The following is a 16,997-nucleotide window of genomic DNA, read 5'->3' as shown; positions in this document are numbered from 1 at the left end:
GTTTGGAAACAAACAGAATGCTATCGCTGCATAGTTGAACAGTGATGTTCAGCAGTGTTCAGCGTAAATGTATCAGAGTTATTTGGGGGTTAAGGTTTTTCCTCTCCCCATCCCTCCTTCGGAGCGGGGGGCTCAAACTTGTAGCCAACTCCACGCACGGTGCGGATCAACTCCGGTTGGCTGGTATCAGTCTCTAGTTTCTTGCGAATTTGGCCAATGTGGACATCGACCACCCGTTCATCTCCCTCGTGGTTAAAATCCCACACCTCTTGAATCAGCTCAGCCCGTCGCCAAACCCGCCCCGGATGTCGAGCCATAGCATAGAGCAAATCGAACTCCAGTGCTGTTAAGTTGATCAGGCGCTGCTCGCGGATGACTGCTCGGGTTTCCGGGTCGATTACCAAAGAGGCAAAGGTCAAGACCGGCGCGCTGGCCATTTCGGTCTTCATACGTTGCCGCCGCAGAATGGCTTGCACTCGCGCCTGTAACTCCGGCAGGCTGAAGGGCTTGGTCAGGTAGTCATCTGCCCCCAACTGGAATCCGTGCAACTTATCAGCAGGGCTGACGCGGCTGGTCAACATCAACACGTACACGCCGGTCTCTTTTTGCATTTGCTGGCAGAGATCGTAGCCGCTCACATCCGGCAAGTTCAGATCCAAAATTACCAAGGCCGGCTGAAAAGCGCGCAACTGCTGTAAGCCCTCGGCCCCCGTCATCGCCACCTCAACCGAATACCCCTGCCGCTGCAAGTACCGCTGCAGTAGAGCACAAATGCTGGGATCATCATCGATGATGAGGATGCGTGACATGGCAGCTTGGCACTCTCGAAGTCAGCAGGAGACAAGGTTGCAGGGCGTTGGGGTGCGGGGATCCCTTCGGCAGTCCATAGGCAACCATCACATAGAGGCAATAGGCCCTCAGCTCGCCAGGTGGGAGGGGAAAAAGAGCCTTATCAACAGGGCAGGCTTGACCCCAACCTCGGCTGGAAAGGGCCACAGGCGCAGGCAATTCATGAGTGATTGAACACTTAAATCTTATTTCAAGTCTTTACGTGTGGGGTCGCGCGGGGAGTTTATCCTTGCCGAGGCCGCCCTCCTGTGCGTAAATCAACGGAGGCTTATCCAAGAATCTTGGGCATTATCTTACTGAGTTGCCTGAATGGCAGAGGAAATCCGTCAAGCAGATCCTTGCACCTGGAGTTAATCTGGAAGCCGTGGCGCTTCCGTTCCTGTCTCGAGGTCTGGCCTTAGTGTGGGCGGTTTATCCCGGAGGCTTATGTACACCAATCCCGATGAAGTCTTCCGCAAAGATGTCTGGTTGGCCCTCTTCACGTGGGGGATCCTGGAGCTGGCTTGTTTCGTGATTATCCCATTCACTGGAGCCTACGCATTCTCGCAAGTGGCGGCTTGGCTGTGGCCCTCTTTGGTTTTGGGGCCGGTGGGGGCGGTGGTGGTGGCTTTTTGTTCTAAAGTGGTGCTGGCTGCTAACAACATCCCGGATCCCAGGAGAAAACAAGCCCAGCGGCAAGTGGCTCAGGTGGTCAGTCTTTTTGGCTTTCTGGGCTTGGCATTGCCCCTCCTTCTGGCAGGATGGGTATTTGGCCGAGAGATTTTGACGACCGACTGGCAGAATAAGTTCACCAACACCAATAAGTAGAAGCTAATCTCCGACGCCCTTGCCCTCTGGGGTCGCGTCGCCCCGTCAGCGTTGCGGTTCCTCTGCACAGGCCTAGCAAGAGCGCTGCGGAACACGATACATTGGGATGCAATCACGTCAGCGTTGCGCAGCAGTCGTGCTCTGGCTTTCGTAAATCCCCGGTTTTGACGGGGATCCCATCTTCTCTGCGGATTCTTGCCTGCAGCATTGCGGGAAGGTATTTCGGATGGCTAACTACCCGATGCGAGGCCGTTCTTCTCCTGCTTCTGGCGGTTTTCCCTTGGGCACCTTGGTGGTGGTGAGTGTCTCGGTTGGGGCTCTGGCCGCCTTGGGTTGGCAGTTGTGGCAGCTTGTTGCCCCCATGTTGGCCCCCCCTGCCCCGCCTCAATTTCCGCAGGCCGTGCGCTTGGATCCCTTGCCCCGCCCAGCCAGTTTTCCCTCTCCCCCCTCTGGCCCTGCTGCAGGCACTGTTGACCCTGAGGGATTTCCCCCCGGCAGCCGCGGGCGGGTGATCGAGCCAATTGGCCTGGCAATCCGCAGCCAACCTTCTGCCGATGGAGCCTACCAAGGGGGAATTGTGGTGGGGGAAACGGTGACGGTGTTGGAGTACAGCGCCGATGGTCGTTGGCAACGGGTGCGGCGGGAGTTGAACGGACAAGAGGGCTGGGTGCGGGCTGGCAATTTGGGCCCTGTGGATGGTGCTTCAGCTTCAACTTCTACAGCTCCCACAGTTGAACCCAACCCTGAATCAACTCCTTTGCCGACTCGACCCCCCACGGCAGCAGTGGTTTCCCCAGGTGAGCGGGGACGGGTGATCGAGCCCATTGGCCTGGCGCTGCGGGCCACTCCAGAGCAGGAGGGAACCTACATTGGTGGTGTGCCCATGAACGAGGTGGTGACGGTGCTGGGCCTCAGCGAAGATGGTCGTTGGCAGCGCATTCGCCGTCAGAATGGGCAGGAAGGTTGGGTGCGGGCGGGGAATCTGGCGCAGGAGTAGCCCTTGCCATAGGCATAGCCCTACAGATGCCCTGGTGGGGGATTGTAACACCAGGGAAGCCTGTGTTTCGCTAGAGCAGTGCCGTTTGCGTCATCGGGACCGAGTCCTTGGCAGGGGAACTGGTGAAACACACTCCATTTCGGCTTGGTGCTTCAACAAGGGATCCCTGGGGCAAGGGGTTAGCTTTACCCTTTCTGGCCCTTGGGTTGGCCTTCTCTCTAGGCGCCTGCCGACCGGCTTCTAACGCTGGAGCGGAAAAGGTCAGGCAGGAAGCACCCCTAGCCCAAGCAAAGGCAGAGATGGGTACTCTGGAGTTTTGGGCCAACGGCGAGGACTTCATTCGGGAGGGGTTTGTCTCCAAAGACGGCTGGGAACTGAGCTTTGAGCACGTGTACGTGACGCTGGCGGACATAACCGCCTACCAAACCGATCCGCCCTTTGATCCGGAAGGAAATGCAGATTTGCTGGCACGGGCATTGGTCAGCCTCTCCGGCCCCATCACGGTTGATTTGATCACGGCTCCCCCGGCGGAGCGGGCCCTACTGGGATCCCTAGAGGCACCCCCTGGCCACTACAACGCCCTGGGGTGGCGGCTGGTGCCAGCACTGGAGGGGCCGGCAAAGGGCTATTCCCTCTGGATCGAAGGCCAAGCCCGACCGACAAAGGAAGGGGCTGGGGAGATGCCGTTTGTGCTCAAGTTCAGCCCTGAGGTGGCCTTCACCTGCGGAGAGTATGTGGGGGAGGAGCGCAAAGGCTTTGTGCGCGTCGGCCAGGTGGCAGATCTGGAGGTCACCTTCCATTTCGACCACCTGTTTGGAGATGGAAGCTTGCCCCCCAACGACAGCCTCAATCAAGCAGCTCTGGGGTTTGCCCCTTTGGTGAAGTTGGATCCTGTCTCCCTGGAGCAGCGGCTGGCCGCGTCAGCGGCGCGGAGCACTGGGGGGGGATCCGACCTTCTGGAAGTGGACTGGGGGGATCTGCAGGAGGGATCCCCTGCGGCTAAGGCCGCATTGGAGATCCTGCACCACTTGGGCCATGTGGGGGAAGGCCACTGCCGCGCTGCCTCTGGCCCTGCCCAGACAGAGTCTTCGCCCTGAAGTCTTGGCTTTTCTAAGACCGGTCGCCTGCAGAGCGTAGAGATTGTCGTCTGTCCTCAGCTAACCAATGAACCGAGTCTGGCCAAAACTTTGGATCCCTTCCTGCCGACTGAGCCTGATTGCGGCGTCGCGTCAGCGATGCGGAGCACGGTTGAGCTTGCTGGCTTTCGGCCTGCTCCTGTCTGCTCCCGCTTGGGGCCACGGGGTGGAGGCCTCTTGGCGGGCAGTTCCCGCTTTTGAGATCCAGGCCCGCTACGATTCTGGCGAACCGATGCGTTCTGCGCAGGTAACGGTGTTTGCGCCAACGGATCCCACTACCCCTTGGCAGGAGGGACAGACGGATGCGCGGGGACGATTTCTGCTGCAGCCGGATCCCAACCTGACGGGCCTCTGGCAGGTGCGGATTCGCCAGGCGGGGCATGGGGTATTGGTCAATGTGCCGGTGGGCGAGGAGTTTGCTCAGGCAGAAGGGATCCCCAACGGTTCCTCACCCTTTGGGCCTTTGCAGCGGGGGGTTATGGCCGGTTGCGTCATTTGGGGCTGTCTGGGCACAGCTCTCTTCTTCTCCAGGCCCCGTCAATCTGGTTACGCAGCGGTGGAGAGCCCACCGGTTTCGGGATCTCCAGGGTCAGGAATCTCAGGCTCCCAGGCTGGCTCCTCTGCTCTGGAGTAGGACTGACCATGCACATCAGCGATGGCATTTTGCCAGCACCGCTTTGGCTAGGGGGTTATGGCATCACCGCCCTGATCACCAGCTACAGCTTGCGGCTTCTCCGTCGCGCCGGCGTTGCCGAGCAATGTCCTTGGTGGGAACGGGATCCCCGCCATATTGCTACGCAACGCTGTCGCGACCAGTTGCCCAAAGCGGCTTTGCTCACGGCTGTCTTTTTTGTGGCCTCTTCGATTCACCTGCCCTTTCCCCCGGCCAGCCTGCATCTGGTGCTGAACGGGTTGATGGGTCTGATGTTGGGGGCTTTGGCCTATCCGGCGATTGTAGTGGGCTTGTTTTTTCAGGCGGTGGCCTTTGGCCATGGGGGCCTGACCACATTGGGCATCAACGCCGCCATTATGGGGATCCCGGCGCTCCTGGCCGGTGGGATTTTTCGGGCAGGCCGTCGGGTGATGGGGGCCGGAGTGTCTGCCTTCTTGGCGGGAGCGGTTGGGGTGGGTCTAGCAGTGCTGTTGTTTTACGGGGTGGTCATGGCTGCTGTGGTTGACGCTGGCAGCGGGATCCTCTCCACAGAAGCCGGTCGTCTGGCTCTTGGGAGCTTGGTGGTGGCCCACATCCCCCTGATGGTGGTGGAGGGGTTGTTCGCCAGTTGGGTGGTGCTGTTTTTGCAGCGGGTACAACCGGCGCTGCTGGGAGAGTATGGCAAGAGATGAAGCCGGCTCAGGGATCCCTTGCTGCTGGCGCGGTCAACAATCCCATCCTCACCCCTCCAAACCCCTTTCCTGGCTGCACCGGTGGCAACCTCTGCCCAAGGTGCTGGGCCTGATGGCGCTGATGGCGGCTTTCGCCTCGGTGAGGTGCCTGGCCCTCTTGCCGCTCATCTGGGCGCTGGTGGCTGGACTGTGGAGCCTGTCGGGATTGCCTTGGAGCCTCGGGCTGAGGCGGCTGGCAGCCCCAGGGCTGTTGGTGGCAGGGTTGATGGGGATCCTACCCTTCTGGGCGGGGGAAACCATCCTGTGGCGCTGGGGATCCCTGGCTCTGCGTTGGGAGGGGCTGCAGATGGCGCTTCGCATTGGGGGGAGAGGGCTGGCCCTATTTGCCCTCACGATGCTGCTGCTGGAGACCACCCCCACGTCGGAACTGTTGGCAGCGTTGCGGGCCCTGGGGATCCCAGACCTCCTGCTGGAACTGGCCTGGCTCACCCAGCGCTATCTGCAAGAGATGGCTGCTCAGTGGGAGCAGATGCAACGGGCAGCCCGGCTGAGGGGTTGGCGACCGCGGGGATCCCTGTGGCGTCCTGGGCCGTCTCTAAGACAAGATCTGCCCTTTCTGGCCGCTTCGGTGGGCACCCTGTTGGTGCGCAGCTACGAGCGCTCGCAGAGGGTTTATCAGGCTTTGCGCCTGCGGGGCTACGGACGGGCACCTCTGTTTCCGACGGCGGCTGGCGGGGATCCCTACAGTTGGGCGGCCACCGCGTTGGCCGTGGCTACGGCTCTATTGCTCCGCAACGCTGATGCGGCCCTCAACTAGAATAGATAAGCCTCTGGCAAGCTGCCCCCTTTTTGATGCTCAGTCCATGAATGGGTTAGAAGCGACCGTCTCCAGTTTCCCATCCGTTAAGGACTCCGTCCCGCTTACGCGAACAGCGGTGCAGCGTACAAAGGCGTCGGTTGCCGTTTTACACCTGGGCTGCGAGAAAAACCGGGTGGACACCGAGCACATGCTGGGCTTGCTGGCTCAAGCAGGCTACCGGGTGGATGGGGACGAAGAGAGTGCTGACTATGTGATCGTCAATACCTGTAGCTTCATTGAAGCAGCGCGGCGGGAGTCGGTCAGCACCCTGATGGAGTTGGCAGTACAGGGCAAGAAAATCGTTATTGCCGGCTGCTTGGCGCAGCACTTCCAGGAGGAGCTGCTGCAGGAGATCCCGGAGGCGGTGGCTATCGTGGGTACGGGCGACTATCACCAGATCGTCCAAATCATCGAGCGGGTGGAGCGGGGAGAGCGGGTCAATGCCGTTACTTCCAGCTTGGATTACATTGCCGACGAGACCGTACCTCGCTATCGCACCACCCATGCGCCTGTGGCCTACCTACGGGTAGCCGAGGGCTGTAACTACCGCTGCTCTTTCTGCATCATCCCCCACTTGCGGGGCAACCAACGCTCCCGCTCCATCGAGTCGATCCTACGGGAAGCAGAACAACTGGCCGAAGAGGGGGTGCAGGAGCTGATTTTAATTTCCCAGATCACCACCCACTACGGGATCGACCTCTACGGGGAGCCGCGCTTGGCTGAGCTTATCCGCGCCCTGGGCCAGATCCCCATTCCCTGGATCCGCATGCTCTACGCCTACCCCACGGGCATTACCCCCGCTGTGGTGGAGGCCATTCAAGAGACCGCCAATTTCCTGCCTTACCTGGATCTGCCTTTACAGCACAGCCATCCGCAGATCCTCAAGGCCATGAATCGCCCCTGGCAAGGGCAGGTCAACGACCGGGTGATCGAGCGGCTGCGCCAGGCGTTGCCCAATGCCGTGCTGCGCACCAGCTTTATCGTCGGCTTTCCTGGGGAGACGGAGGAGCACTTCCAGCATCTACTAGACTTTGTCCAGCGCCATCAGTTTGACCATGTGGGGGTGTTTACCTTTTCTCCCGAAGAGGGCACCCCTGCCTACCACCTCCCCCATCAGGTTCCAGAGGCTGTCAAACAAGAGCGCCGCGCCCGTCTAATGCAACTGCAGCAAGGCATTGCCTTCCGCCGCAACCGCGAGCAGGTGGGCCGAGTGGTACCTGTACTTTTGGAGCAGGAAAACCCCAGAACCGGCGAGTGGATTGGCCGCTCCCCTCGCTTTGCCCCCGAAGTGGACGGGGTGGTGTACGTGCGTGGGGAGGGCTCTCTGGGATCCCTGGTGCCGGTGCAGATCACCCACGCCGAGCCCTATGATCTCTTCGGTCGGGTGGTGGCAGCGCCGGAGGGTTTTAGCTGGAGCGGGCGGTAGCGGTGCAAAGCACTTTGGTAGGATCTTCATCCACGGGAGAGGAGCTGGGAATGACTACCCTTGGCGGCAGCGGGACCGAGTCTTTAGATGAGCTGAAACAGGCGGCAGCCCGGGCTGCAGTTCAAAAGGTGCAGTCGGGAATGGTGGTGGGGCTGGGCACGGGATCCACAGCCGCCTTTGCTGTCAGCGCCCTAGCAGAGCGGATGCAAAGCGAGGGTCTGCAGATCCTCGGTGTGCCCACCTCCGAGCGCACGGCTGAACAGGCCCGCTCCCTGGGGATCCCGCTGGCTACCCTGGAGGAGCAGCCGCGCCTGGATCTGGCCATCGATGGGGCCGACGAGATTGAAGTGGGATCCCTGAACCTGATCAAAGGGGCAGGAGGGGCCCTGTTGCGGGAAAAATTGGTGGAGGCCAGCGCTGCCGAGCTGATCATCATCGCCGATGCCTCTAAAAAAGTCCCGCAGTTGGGCATTCGCTTCCCGGTGCCGGTAGAGGTGGTGCGCTTTGGCTGGAAAACCACCTTGGCGCGGGTAGAGGCTCTGGGGTGCACAGCCACCTTACGGCGGAATGCCAACGGGGATCCCTACTTGACGGACGAGCAGCACTACATCCTCGACTGCCAATTCGGCCCCATGGCGGATCCCGCTAAGATTGCCGATCAACTCAAGGGGACGGTGGGGGTTGTGGAACATGGCCTGTTCATCGGCATGGCCAAAGAGGCAATCATCGCCCTCCCGACTGGGATCGAAACGCTGCAACCCAGCTGACAACTTCCTATACCCAGTCGTGTATTGGCGTTGCCCAGGAACTGGGTTTACAGCTTTTTCCGACTTCATGGGAGTTCCGTAGCCAAGCGGGAGCCTTCCCACGCAAGAGATTGATTGACACTGGCTGTGGTAAACAACGCTGAAAAAAGCTGTACAGCTATCCCCAACTCCCCTCTCCCCCTGGGAGAGGGGCTGGGGGTGAGGGGGAGCGCTTGGGAAATGTCTCAATCGGGTCTGAAATGACCATAGACGAAGAGGCTGTAGGCGAATTGGAGTTTCTGCCCGATGCTGACCTTACGAACTGTGGCTGACCTGCTGCAAACTCCCCTGCAGGGGGATCCCCATTTGTTGGGTCTTCCCGTCCAAGCCATTTGCACCGACAGCCGCCAATTGCAGCCGGGGTCAGTCTTTGTGGCGCTGCGGGGGGAACGGTTTGATGGACACAACTTTATTCCACAAGCTTTGGCAAGGGGGGCCGTTGCCGTCATCAGCCAGCGTCCGGTGGCTGGGCCCCATTTTCAAGTCTCAGATACCCTAGCTGCCTACCAGCGCATTGCCAGAGGCTGGCGGGAGCAGTTTCCCCCCTCCGTAGTAGCCATCACGGGCTCAGCAGGCAAAACCACCACCAAGGAAATGCTGGCGGCTGCCCTATCCCGCTACGGCACAGTTCTCAAAACTGAAGCCAACCACAACAACGACATCGGGGTTGCTCAAACCCTGCTCCAGATGCGACCGGAGCATCAGTTTGTGGTTCTGGAAATGGCCATGCGAGGCCCCGGAGAAATTCGCCGCCTGGCTCAGATGGCTCAGCCCACCCACGCCTTGATCACCCATATTGGCACCGCCCACATCGGCAGACTGGGATCCCGCGCGGCCATTGCTGCTGCCAAGTGCGAGCTGCTGCAGGAGCTAGGGCAGGGGGTGGCTCTGCTGAATGGAGAAGATCCCTTGCTGTTGTCTACCGCCGCCAGCCTGTGGTCGGGACAAACCCTTACCTATGGTCTGGATCGGGGGGACTTACGGGGAGAATGGGATCCCCGAGCCCAAACGGTAACTGTGGAGGGCCTAACGCTGCCGGTGCCCTTGCCGGGAAGACACCATGCCCTCAACTGGATGGGAGTGCTGGCTGCTCTGTGCAGCTTGGGGCTGGATTGGGAGCGGCTCCGAGAACCCATCGCCTTGCCCACCCATCTGGAGGGGCGCAACCGCCATCTCAAGCTGGCAGGAGATGTGGAAATCTGGGACGAAACCTACAACGCCTCGCCGGAAGCGATGATCGCGGCTCTACACCTGCTGGCCCAAACCCCGGGAAAACGGCGCTGGGCCATTCTCGGCCCGATGCGGGAGTTGGGAGAGCATGCGCCTCAGCTCTATGCAGAGGTGGGTCGGGCGGCTGCCCCTCTGGGGCTGGATCGGATCTTGCTCTTGGATCCCGAAGGAGAAATGCAACCGCTGCTCGACCAAAAACCGGCAGCCCAGACAGAACGCTGCGAGGAGGTATCCGAACTGCTGGAAATCTTGCTCCATCACGTGCAAGCCGGGGATCGGCTGCTGTTCAAGGCAGCGCGGGCTGTTGAACTGGAGCGGGTGCTGCACCGCTTTTTGCAGGAGTGGCAGGCATAGGCTAAACTGAGGGATATATCGATGGAAAGCCCGCGTCCCTCGGTTGAGAGGAGATCAATCCAAGCCGAGTTCATTCCTCGTCGATAACTGCCCTTTTTCCGTACGGCATGTACTACCACAATCCCTCTCTGCGCGAAGAGCCCCGCGATCAGCCGCCAACGGTGGTGCCCTCTCCTAGCAGCCTCTCCATTCTTGACTGGTTGCGCAAAGAGGGCCGGTTGATCGAGCAGCCCATTGAGGTCCCTGAGATGATTTTGGAAGAAGACATCGACGATATCGACGATTTGATCGGGGACGACTACGACGAAGACTTCGAGCCGGAAGAAGAGTAAGCACAACTGCCAGGATTATTACGAGCTCGTTAACTCATTTATCCCTTTGCTCGGCACCGTGAGGGTGTTATTTTTTGTGCTGCCGCTGGATAGACAGCTCGAGCAAACAAAACAGTACAGTCGTTTCAGGTTAGAGTGAGACGCCTGAGCTACCAAGAAAAGTCTTCCAGCCCCGCGCATTCAACGCTTCAGGTGTGGGTGCAGCGTTTTAGTTTGAATCAGAATGATTATAGATGCAGACAAACGTAACTGATCCCTCAGCCTCAAGGGATCCTTTTTCAGCCTGTTTTGGATTGCTCACCACCACCCTGCGATGATTGTTGCAAATCTAACCTTAGTGGAAGATACCCCCGCAGCCTTTGTAAGAAAGCATCTTGGGGCAGTAGAAACATCTTTTTCGGGGACTTTTTTCGATTTCTCACTTACCATGCAGTGCCCGGCAAAGTTCTCTCTACCTCTTTGGAAGCTGGGGAAGTGGTTACGGTCGAAGGATCTCCTGTGGAGATCTCTTTGGCTGATGGTGTCAAGGTCAACGATGCTAATGTGTGACAGCCGACATTGAAGCTTCCAACGGCGTGATCCACGTCATCGACAAGGTGATCCTGCCCCCGCAAAGCTAACCTGTCGGTACTGAGGTTCTAAATCCTGCGGGGTCTAGTCCTCTGGCAGCCCCTGCCCCTAGTGGTGGGGGCTTTGCGTTGTCAGCCCGGCGATACTCAAGGGATCCCTGACCTTGGTCTGCTCTATAGGCTCTATAGGTCGATGCCAACGCTGGAAGCGTAGATCGCCTCCACCGACACGCCGGACACCCGTTGAGGACGCACGATCATGTACTCATTGTCCATTTGCTTGGGCAAGGTGATGAACTCTTCGCCGCCCACCATGAGGTTGTTGATCAGCTCGGTGTATTCTCTGGCTTCTTTGACCCGTACCTGCATGGTTTGTCCACCTTCCAGCATGATGTGGACAAGATATCCGTCAGGTTTTCTGGCCATGGATGCTCCTGCTGGGTGAACCGAAGGACGAGACGAGGGGTGTTCTTATGAACATTATTCCCCCTTTCGAGACCCCTAACCAACCCCTGACTCTTCCGTGAAATCTGGAATTGAGCTGCGCCAAACCGAATTCCAAGCCGTAGCATAGTGAAAGTGAAATGTGCCCATTTTAATCTTCCTCGCGCTCCATGCCCCATTTGCCTGATGTTTCTGCCGCCCACCGTGAGCTGGAGTGGAACGGAGTCCCTTCCACGCCGACAAACGACGCCCAACCCCTGAGCCGCTCTACCGTGAAGGATCCCATCACCGCCCGTTCCGACATCATCGCCGTCGGGGGAGCAGAGGATAAGGAAAATGAGCGCCACATCCTTTGGGAGTTCTTCCGCCGAGCGGGGGGAAAGTCTGCCCACATCACCATCGTGCCCGCGGCTTCTGGGATCCCGGCGGTGCTGGGGGAGATCTACGCCAACATTTTTCAGCAGATGGGGGCGGCCAGCCTCCAAGTTCTAGATATCCGCAGCCCGATGGAGGCAAGGGATCCCGATAACGTTGAGAAAATCCGCTTCTCCACCGGCATCTACTTTACGGGTGGGGATCAGGAGCGGCTGGCGGAGGTGCTGGCCCACAGCGAGCTGATGGAGGCCATTCGACAGCAGTGGCAGCGGGGGCAGACGGTAATTGCCGGAACCAGCGCCGGAGCTTCTGCGTTGGGGCAGCAGATGATCTCCCGCGGCTACAGCGGAGAACCGCCCACGCCGGCAATTGTAACGGTGAAGACAGGCCTGGGCCTTTTGCCTCGCGTCATCATCGATCAACATTTCCATCAGCGCAATCGCCTGGTGCGGCTGGTTACGGCGGTGGCCCACTACCCCCAATGTCTGGGCATCGGCATTGACGAGAATACGGCGGTGGTGATCCAGGCCGACGATGTGATGGAGGTGATCGGCTTGGGCACAGTGACAATTGTGGACGGGACGCAACTGTACTCGACCGTTCAGGAGGCGGCGGCGGATGAGTATTTTCGGCTGCACAATGCCCGCATTCACTTTTTGCCGCCGGGATCCCGATTCGATCTCAACACCTTGTCTCCGCTGTGACCGGTGAAAACTTTGTCCTGCCAAGGCGGCTGGACTGGCGCAACCTCAACACCCTCTGGGGATCCCTATTGGCCGAAACCTTGAGTCGGCTGGGTTGCCGTTTGGCGGTGGTGTGTCCGGGATCCCGCTCAGCCCCCCTGACCTACGCCCTGGCCCAGCACCCCGACATCGAGGCGATCCCGGTGCTGGATGAGCGGTCGGCAGCCTTTTTTGCGCTGGGATTGGCCCAGCAAACCCGGCGGCCCATTCCCCTGGTGTGTACTTCCGGCAGCGCTGGCGCTCACTTTTTCCCAGCTCTCATCGAGGCGGCAGAAAGTGGCTGGCCGCTTTTGGTTTTGACGGCGGATCGGCCCCCGGAGCTGCGCCACTGCCGCGCCGGCCAAGCGATTGACCAGGTGAAGCTCTACGGCCATTACCCCAACTGGCAGGCGGAGTTGGCCCTGCCCAGCGCGGATCCAGAAGCCCTGGCCTACTTGCGCCAGACCCTGGTTCACGCCTGGGAGCGCACCCTTTACCCTTTTCCCGGCCCGGTGCATTTAAATGTGCCTTTCCGGGATCCCTTGGCTCCCATTGCCGATGGCAGCACTGCGCCTTTGATTCATTTGCAGGAAGATCCGGAGTTTGAGAAGACCTTTTTTCGTGGGGTTGCTCCTCCATGCACCGGCTCTTCCTTCCAGGCGGTGCGGAGCCCTTTTCAGACGGAGACGGTTTCTTTTTGGCAGGAGTGGCGCAGCTGTGAGCGGGGGGTGATCTTGGCGGGGCCGGCTCAACCGCTGGATCCCCAGCGCTATGTGGAGGCAGTGGCCCGTTTGGCGACGGCTTTGGGCTGGCCGGTTCTGGCCGAGGGGCTCTCTCCCCTGCGCAACTACGCTTCCCTCAACCCCTATCTCATCACCACCTACGATCTCATCCTGCAGCGGGATGATCCCCAGCTTTGGCCGGAGCAAGTCATCCAACTGGGATCCCTGCCCACCAGCAAAGCGCTGCGGCAAACCCTGGCCAAGGTTGCTCCCCGCGTTTGGCGGTTGGATCCCCGCCCTGAGAATGGGGATCCCCTGCACAACCCCACCACCCACTTGCCTTTCGCCGTAGAGGAGTGGGTCGCCGGGATCCCAGAAGCACCGGCCAAGCAAACAACTTTTCTGCAGGGCTGGCTGACAGCCGAAGCGCAAATCCGGACCGCCTTAGACCAGGCTATGGCTGACCTGCCGGAGTGGTTTGAGGGTAGGATAGCCTGGTGGCTGGCCCACCACTTGCCCCCAGAGACTCCGCTGTTTATTGCCAACAGCACGCCGGTGCGGGATGTGGAGTGGTTTTGGCCCCCCAACGACCGCCGCATCCGGCCCTACTTCAACCGCGGCACCAACGGCATCGATGGCCTTCTCTCTACCGCCCTTGGGGTGGCCCACCGGCAGCGCCCGACGGTGTTGCTAACCGGGGATCTGGCCTTTTTGCACGACTGCGGCGGCCTGCGGCTTGGCCCTCACCTGCAGGGATCCCTGACCATTCTCCTCATCAACAACCAGGGGGGTGGGATTTTCGAGCTGCTGCCCATCGCTGAGGTGGGCCCACCCTTCGAGCCCTATTTCGCCACGCCCCAGGCGGTGGATTTTGCCCTGCTCTGTCAGGCCCACCACATTCCCCATCGCCGAGTGGAAAGCTGGCAGGAGCTGGCCGAAGCTCTGGATCCCTTACCTGCCCAAGGGGTGCGGGTGTTCGAGATCCTTACGGATCGAAAAGCCGATGCTCAGCGGCGGCGGGACTGGTTTCAACAGTGGTCGGAGCTGCCATCCAAGCCTTGACCTGCTTCCAGATCTGCTCCGGCAAATCCTCAGCTTCGCAGTCCAGCCACTGGATCCCTGGCAGGGCCCGGAACCAGGTCATCTGCCGCTTGGCAAATTGGCGGGTGCGCCTCACAATCAGGGGCTGCAGTTCGGCTTCCGGGATCCGCCCCTCCAGATAAGCGCCGATTTCCGCGTAGCCCAAAGTATTCAAAAGGGGCAGGTGGGGCCCATAGCGCTCCCGCAGGGTTTTCACCTCCTCGATCCACCCCCGCTCCATCATCTCCGCCGTGCGCCGGGCAATGCGTTGTTCCAAACGGGGCATTGGGCAGCGCAGCCCCAGGATCAAGATGGGGTAATGGGGGGGATGAGCCCGCCGTAGGCTGGAAGCCGGCTTCCCAGTGGCGTAAACGATCTCCAAAGCACGCAGCGTGCGCACTGCGTCATGGGGATGAATGTGCTGGGCGGCAACGGGATCCAACTGCTGCAGCCAGGCGTAGCGGATCTCAGGGGGCCAAGTTTCCAGTTGTCTTCTCAGTTGGGGCTGCGGGGGTACAGCAGGGATCCCTAGGCCAGCAGTCACCGATTGGATGTAGAGACCGGTGCCCCCCACCAAGATGGGAGTCTGTCCCTGCCGATGGGCCTCGGCGATGCGGGCTTGGGCCGCCTGCTGAAACTCGGCCACCGTGTAGGTGTGGCGGGGATCCACAAAGTCAATCAGCTCGTGGGGCCAAAGGGCCTGCTCGGCGGGGGTAGGCTTGGCTGTGCCGATGTCGAACTCGCGGTAGACCTGGCGAGAGTCCGCATTCAACAACGGGGATCCCAGCCGTTGGGCCAAAAGCAGCGCCTGTCGAGATTTCCCGGTGGCCGTGGGGCCGGCAATGACGATCAATCCCGGCCATTCTGTCCGGTCAGAAGCTGCTGCAGCGGGAATGCCGTTCTCGAGAGTTGCACTCATTTCGTTCGCGTCAGCGGCGCGGAGTACCTTAGTTTCGAGACATTCAGGATCTGCAAGAAAATTCACACAAGGCAACAGGTTAAAATTTTCAAGAGGCTTTGGCTCTTTGGCTACAATAGAGCTTCCATCGCGTCAGCGGTGCAGAGCACTCTAGCTTCACCTTTTTTCTGGCTTTTCGGGGTTCTCGGTGATCTCATCTTACGTCCCTGCTTCTACTGGGTTGGGCGGCAGTTGCCCACAGCTCAGGCTACCTCTACAGATACAGATGCTCACCCCTCTGCTGCTTGCTTCGGCAAGACGTGGTCTTAGCTGTCTTGGCCGGGCGGTTGGGGCAGGGATCCTGACAGTTTTGTTGGCGTGGGAACCTTGCCCGGCGCTGGGGGAGACCTTGGTGCTCAAGCAGGGAGAAGTGCGCACTCTGCCCCTGTTGCAAACCCGGGCCCGGCTGCCCTTGCAAATGGAAATGCTCTATCTGGGCATGGTCGAGGAGCGCTTCTTGAGCTACGCCCGCGCCAACAATTGGGAGACCATTTCCAGCGACCGGGAGGATCCCCGCTGGAGCCGCTGGCAACTGCGTCCTGGGGGTGAAGCCCTTTACCTGCCCGATTCCCCTTCATCTCAGAACTCCTTGGAGCCCCCCATCTATGCCCGTGGGTTTTATGTGCAAGCCTATTTTGTCGGCGGGCGCCTGGCGGGGATGCACCTGATTCGCAACCCTGAAGAGCCGGGCTTCAACTTGAAGGCCCTGCAAAGGGTGATCCGCGCCTGGTTTCCCGATAATCGCCTGATGTTGTATTACCAAGTGTTGCCAGAGGATCCCGAGCAGCAGGTGCTGGGCGCCTATTTGGGCACCATTCCTCCTCCCTACCTTGCCGATATTCAGCGCAATCGCGTGCCTTTTTGTCAGACTTTTTTCAGCCCCACTTTGCCCCAGCCGATCATCCCCCCCTCCGTCGATGTGCCTCCCCATTGCCTGGGCACAACTGCCGTCAACAGCGGGACGGGGCCTTACGCTGCCCAGAAAGGGGCTGCTGCTTTGCGCTAAAGGCACGTGAGGAGTTGGCTCAGCGCAGCGCTGGGGTCAAGCCGGATTTCAGTAAGGGAGCAGTTTCCTTCAAAATGAACTGTCACCTTAATGAACTGTCACCTTAAACTGTCACCAGCTCGGGACGGCGGCTGTTGCGAATGCTGCGAATGGCTTCTGCATAGTCTTTGGCCTTGAACACTGCCGAACCGGCCACAATGGCGTTGGCTCCTGCTTCAATCACCTGCCAAGCGTTGCTGGCTTTGATGCCGCCATCCACCTCGATCCAGGGATCCAGGCCGCGCTCATCACACATGGCCCGTAACTGGCGAATTTTGGGCACCACTGCCGGAATGAAGCTTTGCCCGCCAAATCCGGGGTTGACACTCATGATCAACACCAGATCCACCAGATCCAGCACGTATTGGATCAGCTCCAAAGGGCTGGCCGGATTGAGCACCACGCCCGCTTGCTTGCCCAGATCTTTGATTTGGCTGAGGGTGCGATGCAGGTGAATGGTGGAGCTGGACTCTGCGTGCACGGAAATGATATCGGCCCCTGCTTTGGCAAAATCCGCCACATAGTTCTCCGGCTCTACAATCATCAGGTGGACGTCCAGGGGCTTGGCTGTCACCGGGCGCAGGGCTTCCACCACCAACGGGCCGATGGTGATGTTGGGCACAAAGCGGCCATCCATCACATCCACATGGATCCAGTCGGCCCCCGCCTCATCCACTGCCCGTACTTCCTCCCCCAACCGGCTGAAATCGGCTGAAAGGATGGAAGGGGCGATGACAATCGGCTTTTGCCCAGAGGTCGCTGACGGCTGCACCATGGTGAGTCCTGGGGATTGAAAACAGAGAAACGGAGAAACCTGCTCCTCTATGGTACGGGGTTTGATCCCCTTTGCAAAGCGTCATATCCCCTGATACATTTACGCTGAACACTGCTGAACATCACTGTTCAACTATGCAGCGATAGCATTCTGTTTGTTTCCAACCA

The 16,997-nt window shown here is 59.7% G+C and carries 17 protein-coding genes and 1 pseudogene; 14 read left to right on the top strand and 4 right to left on the bottom strand.

All coding sequences use genetic code 11. The annotated features are described in order from the left end of the window. Nucleotides 1-89 precede the first annotated feature (89 nt). Nucleotides 90-809 (bottom strand): response regulator transcription factor, encoded by a 720-nt coding sequence (locus tag NW842_RS12850; RefSeq protein WP_414330288.1) that lies wholly within the window; start codon nt 807-809, stop codon nt 90-92. 466 nt (nt 810-1,275) lie between these two features. Between NW842_RS12850 and NW842_RS12845 the strand changes: the two genes are divergently transcribed. The 11 genes and pseudogenes from NW842_RS12845 to NW842_RS12795 all read left to right on the top strand — a co-directional run bounded on the left by NW842_RS12845 (nt 1,276) and on the right by NW842_RS12795 (nt 10,760). Then, complete coding sequence (locus NW842_RS12845) at nt 1,276-1,656, top strand: hypothetical protein (RefSeq protein WP_011433618.1); 381 nt, start codon at nt 1,276-1,278, stop codon at nt 1,654-1,656. A gap of 226 nt (nt 1,657-1,882) precedes the next feature. Next, nucleotides 1,883-2,653 carry an SH3 domain-containing protein gene (locus NW842_RS12840; protein ID WP_414418178.1) on the top strand — a complete coding sequence of 257 codons (771 nt, stop codon included), beginning with the start codon at nt 1,883-1,885 and terminating at the stop codon, nt 2,651-2,653. Between the two features lie 299 nt (nt 2,654-2,952). Beyond that, nucleotides 2,953-3,750 (top strand): hypothetical protein, encoded by a 798-nt coding sequence (locus tag NW842_RS12835; RefSeq protein ID WP_414374603.1) that lies wholly within the window; start codon nt 2,953-2,955, stop codon nt 3,748-3,750. A gap of 67 nt (nt 3,751-3,817) precedes the next feature. Further along, nucleotides 3,818-4,423, top strand: coding sequence for a hypothetical protein (locus tag NW842_RS12830; RefSeq protein WP_414418177.1), 606 nt, complete (start codon nt 3,818-3,820; stop codon nt 4,421-4,423). A gap of 8 nt (nt 4,424-4,431) precedes the next feature. Continuing rightward, nucleotides 4,432-5,133, top strand: a complete 702-nt coding sequence (cbiM, locus tag NW842_RS12825) for a cobalt transporter CbiM (protein WP_414330636.1) — start codon at nt 4,432-4,434, stop codon at nt 5,131-5,133. Then, nucleotides 5,120-5,950, top strand: coding sequence for a cobalt ECF transporter T component CbiQ (gene cbiQ, locus NW842_RS12820; protein ID WP_414418176.1), 831 nt, complete (start codon nt 5,120-5,122; stop codon nt 5,948-5,950). The genes cbiM and cbiQ overlap by 14 nt, the downstream gene beginning before the upstream one ends. Nucleotides 5,951-5,996: 46 nt before the next feature. Continuing rightward, nucleotides 5,997-7,418 carry a 30S ribosomal protein S12 methylthiotransferase RimO gene (gene rimO / locus NW842_RS12815; RefSeq protein WP_414418175.1) on the top strand — a complete coding sequence of 474 codons (1,422 nt, stop codon included), beginning with the start codon at nt 5,997-5,999 and terminating at the stop codon, nt 7,416-7,418. Between the two features lie 50 nt (nt 7,419-7,468). Then, nucleotides 7,469-8,185 (top strand): ribose 5-phosphate isomerase A, encoded by a 717-nt coding sequence (gene rpiA / locus NW842_RS12810; protein WP_414342421.1) that lies wholly within the window; start codon nt 7,469-7,471, stop codon nt 8,183-8,185. Nucleotides 8,186-8,470: 285 nt separating this feature from the next. Further along, nucleotides 8,471-9,808 carry a UDP-N-acetylmuramoyl-tripeptide--D-alanyl-D-alanine ligase gene (locus NW842_RS12805; RefSeq protein ID WP_414418174.1) on the top strand — a complete coding sequence of 446 codons (1,338 nt, stop codon included), beginning with the start codon at nt 8,471-8,473 and terminating at the stop codon, nt 9,806-9,808. A 107-nt stretch (nt 9,809-9,915) separates the two neighbouring features. Continuing rightward, a complete protein-coding gene (locus NW842_RS12800) occupies nt 9,916-10,140 on the top strand; it encodes a DUF3134 family protein (RefSeq protein ID WP_011433626.1) in 225 nt (74 codons plus the stop codon). A 288-nt stretch (nt 10,141-10,428) separates the two neighbouring features. After that, nucleotides 10,429-10,760, top strand: a pseudogene (locus NW842_RS12795) (fasciclin domain-containing protein). Nucleotides 10,761-10,892: 132 nt separating this feature from the next. Here the strand turns inward: NW842_RS12795 and NW842_RS12790 are convergent. Further along, nucleotides 10,893-11,135 (bottom strand): hypothetical protein, encoded by a 243-nt coding sequence (locus NW842_RS12790; RefSeq protein WP_011433628.1) that lies wholly within the window; start codon nt 11,133-11,135, stop codon nt 10,893-10,895. 188 nt (nt 11,136-11,323) lie between these two features. Here NW842_RS12790 and NW842_RS12785 point away from each other — a divergent pair, with 188 nt between their 5' ends. Together NW842_RS12785 and menD are read left to right on the top strand one after the other, a co-directional pair. Then, nucleotides 11,324-12,232, top strand: coding sequence for a cyanophycinase (locus tag NW842_RS12785; RefSeq protein ID WP_148202746.1), 909 nt, complete (start codon nt 11,324-11,326; stop codon nt 12,230-12,232). Continuing rightward, nucleotides 12,229-14,034, top strand: a complete 1,806-nt coding sequence (gene menD, locus NW842_RS12780; RefSeq protein WP_414418173.1) for a 2-succinyl-5-enolpyruvyl-6-hydroxy-3-cyclohexene-1-carboxylic-acid synthase — start codon at nt 12,229-12,231, stop codon at nt 14,032-14,034. Before NW842_RS12785 ends, menD begins: the two co-directional genes overlap by 4 nt. Here menD and miaA read toward each other — a convergent pair. Continuing rightward, nucleotides 13,958-14,971, bottom strand: coding sequence for a tRNA (adenosine(37)-N6)-dimethylallyltransferase MiaA (gene miaA, locus NW842_RS12775; protein ID WP_414418172.1), 1,014 nt, complete (start codon nt 14,969-14,971; stop codon nt 13,958-13,960). The genes menD and miaA overlap by 77 nt on opposite strands. 265 nt (nt 14,972-15,236) lie before the next feature. Between miaA and NW842_RS12770 the strand changes: the two genes are divergently transcribed. Then, nucleotides 15,237-16,016 (top strand): hypothetical protein, encoded by a 780-nt coding sequence (locus tag NW842_RS12770; RefSeq protein ID WP_414374590.1) that lies wholly within the window; start codon nt 15,237-15,239, stop codon nt 16,014-16,016. A gap of 103 nt (nt 16,017-16,119) precedes the next feature. On the opposite strand, the gene rpe is transcribed toward NW842_RS12770, so the two are convergent. Continuing rightward, a complete protein-coding gene (gene rpe / locus NW842_RS12765; protein WP_011433633.1) occupies nt 16,120-16,830 on the bottom strand; it encodes a ribulose-phosphate 3-epimerase in 711 nt (236 codons plus the stop codon). Nucleotides 16,831-16,997 lie beyond the last annotated feature (167 nt).

The organism is Synechococcus sp. R55.4, from assembly GCF_047461935.1.
Classification (GTDB): Bacteria; Cyanobacteriota; Cyanobacteriia; order Thermostichales; family Thermostichaceae; genus Thermostichus.
The sequence above is the reverse complement of the archived record's forward strand: the minus strand, read 5'-3'. Positions and strand labels throughout refer to the sequence as shown.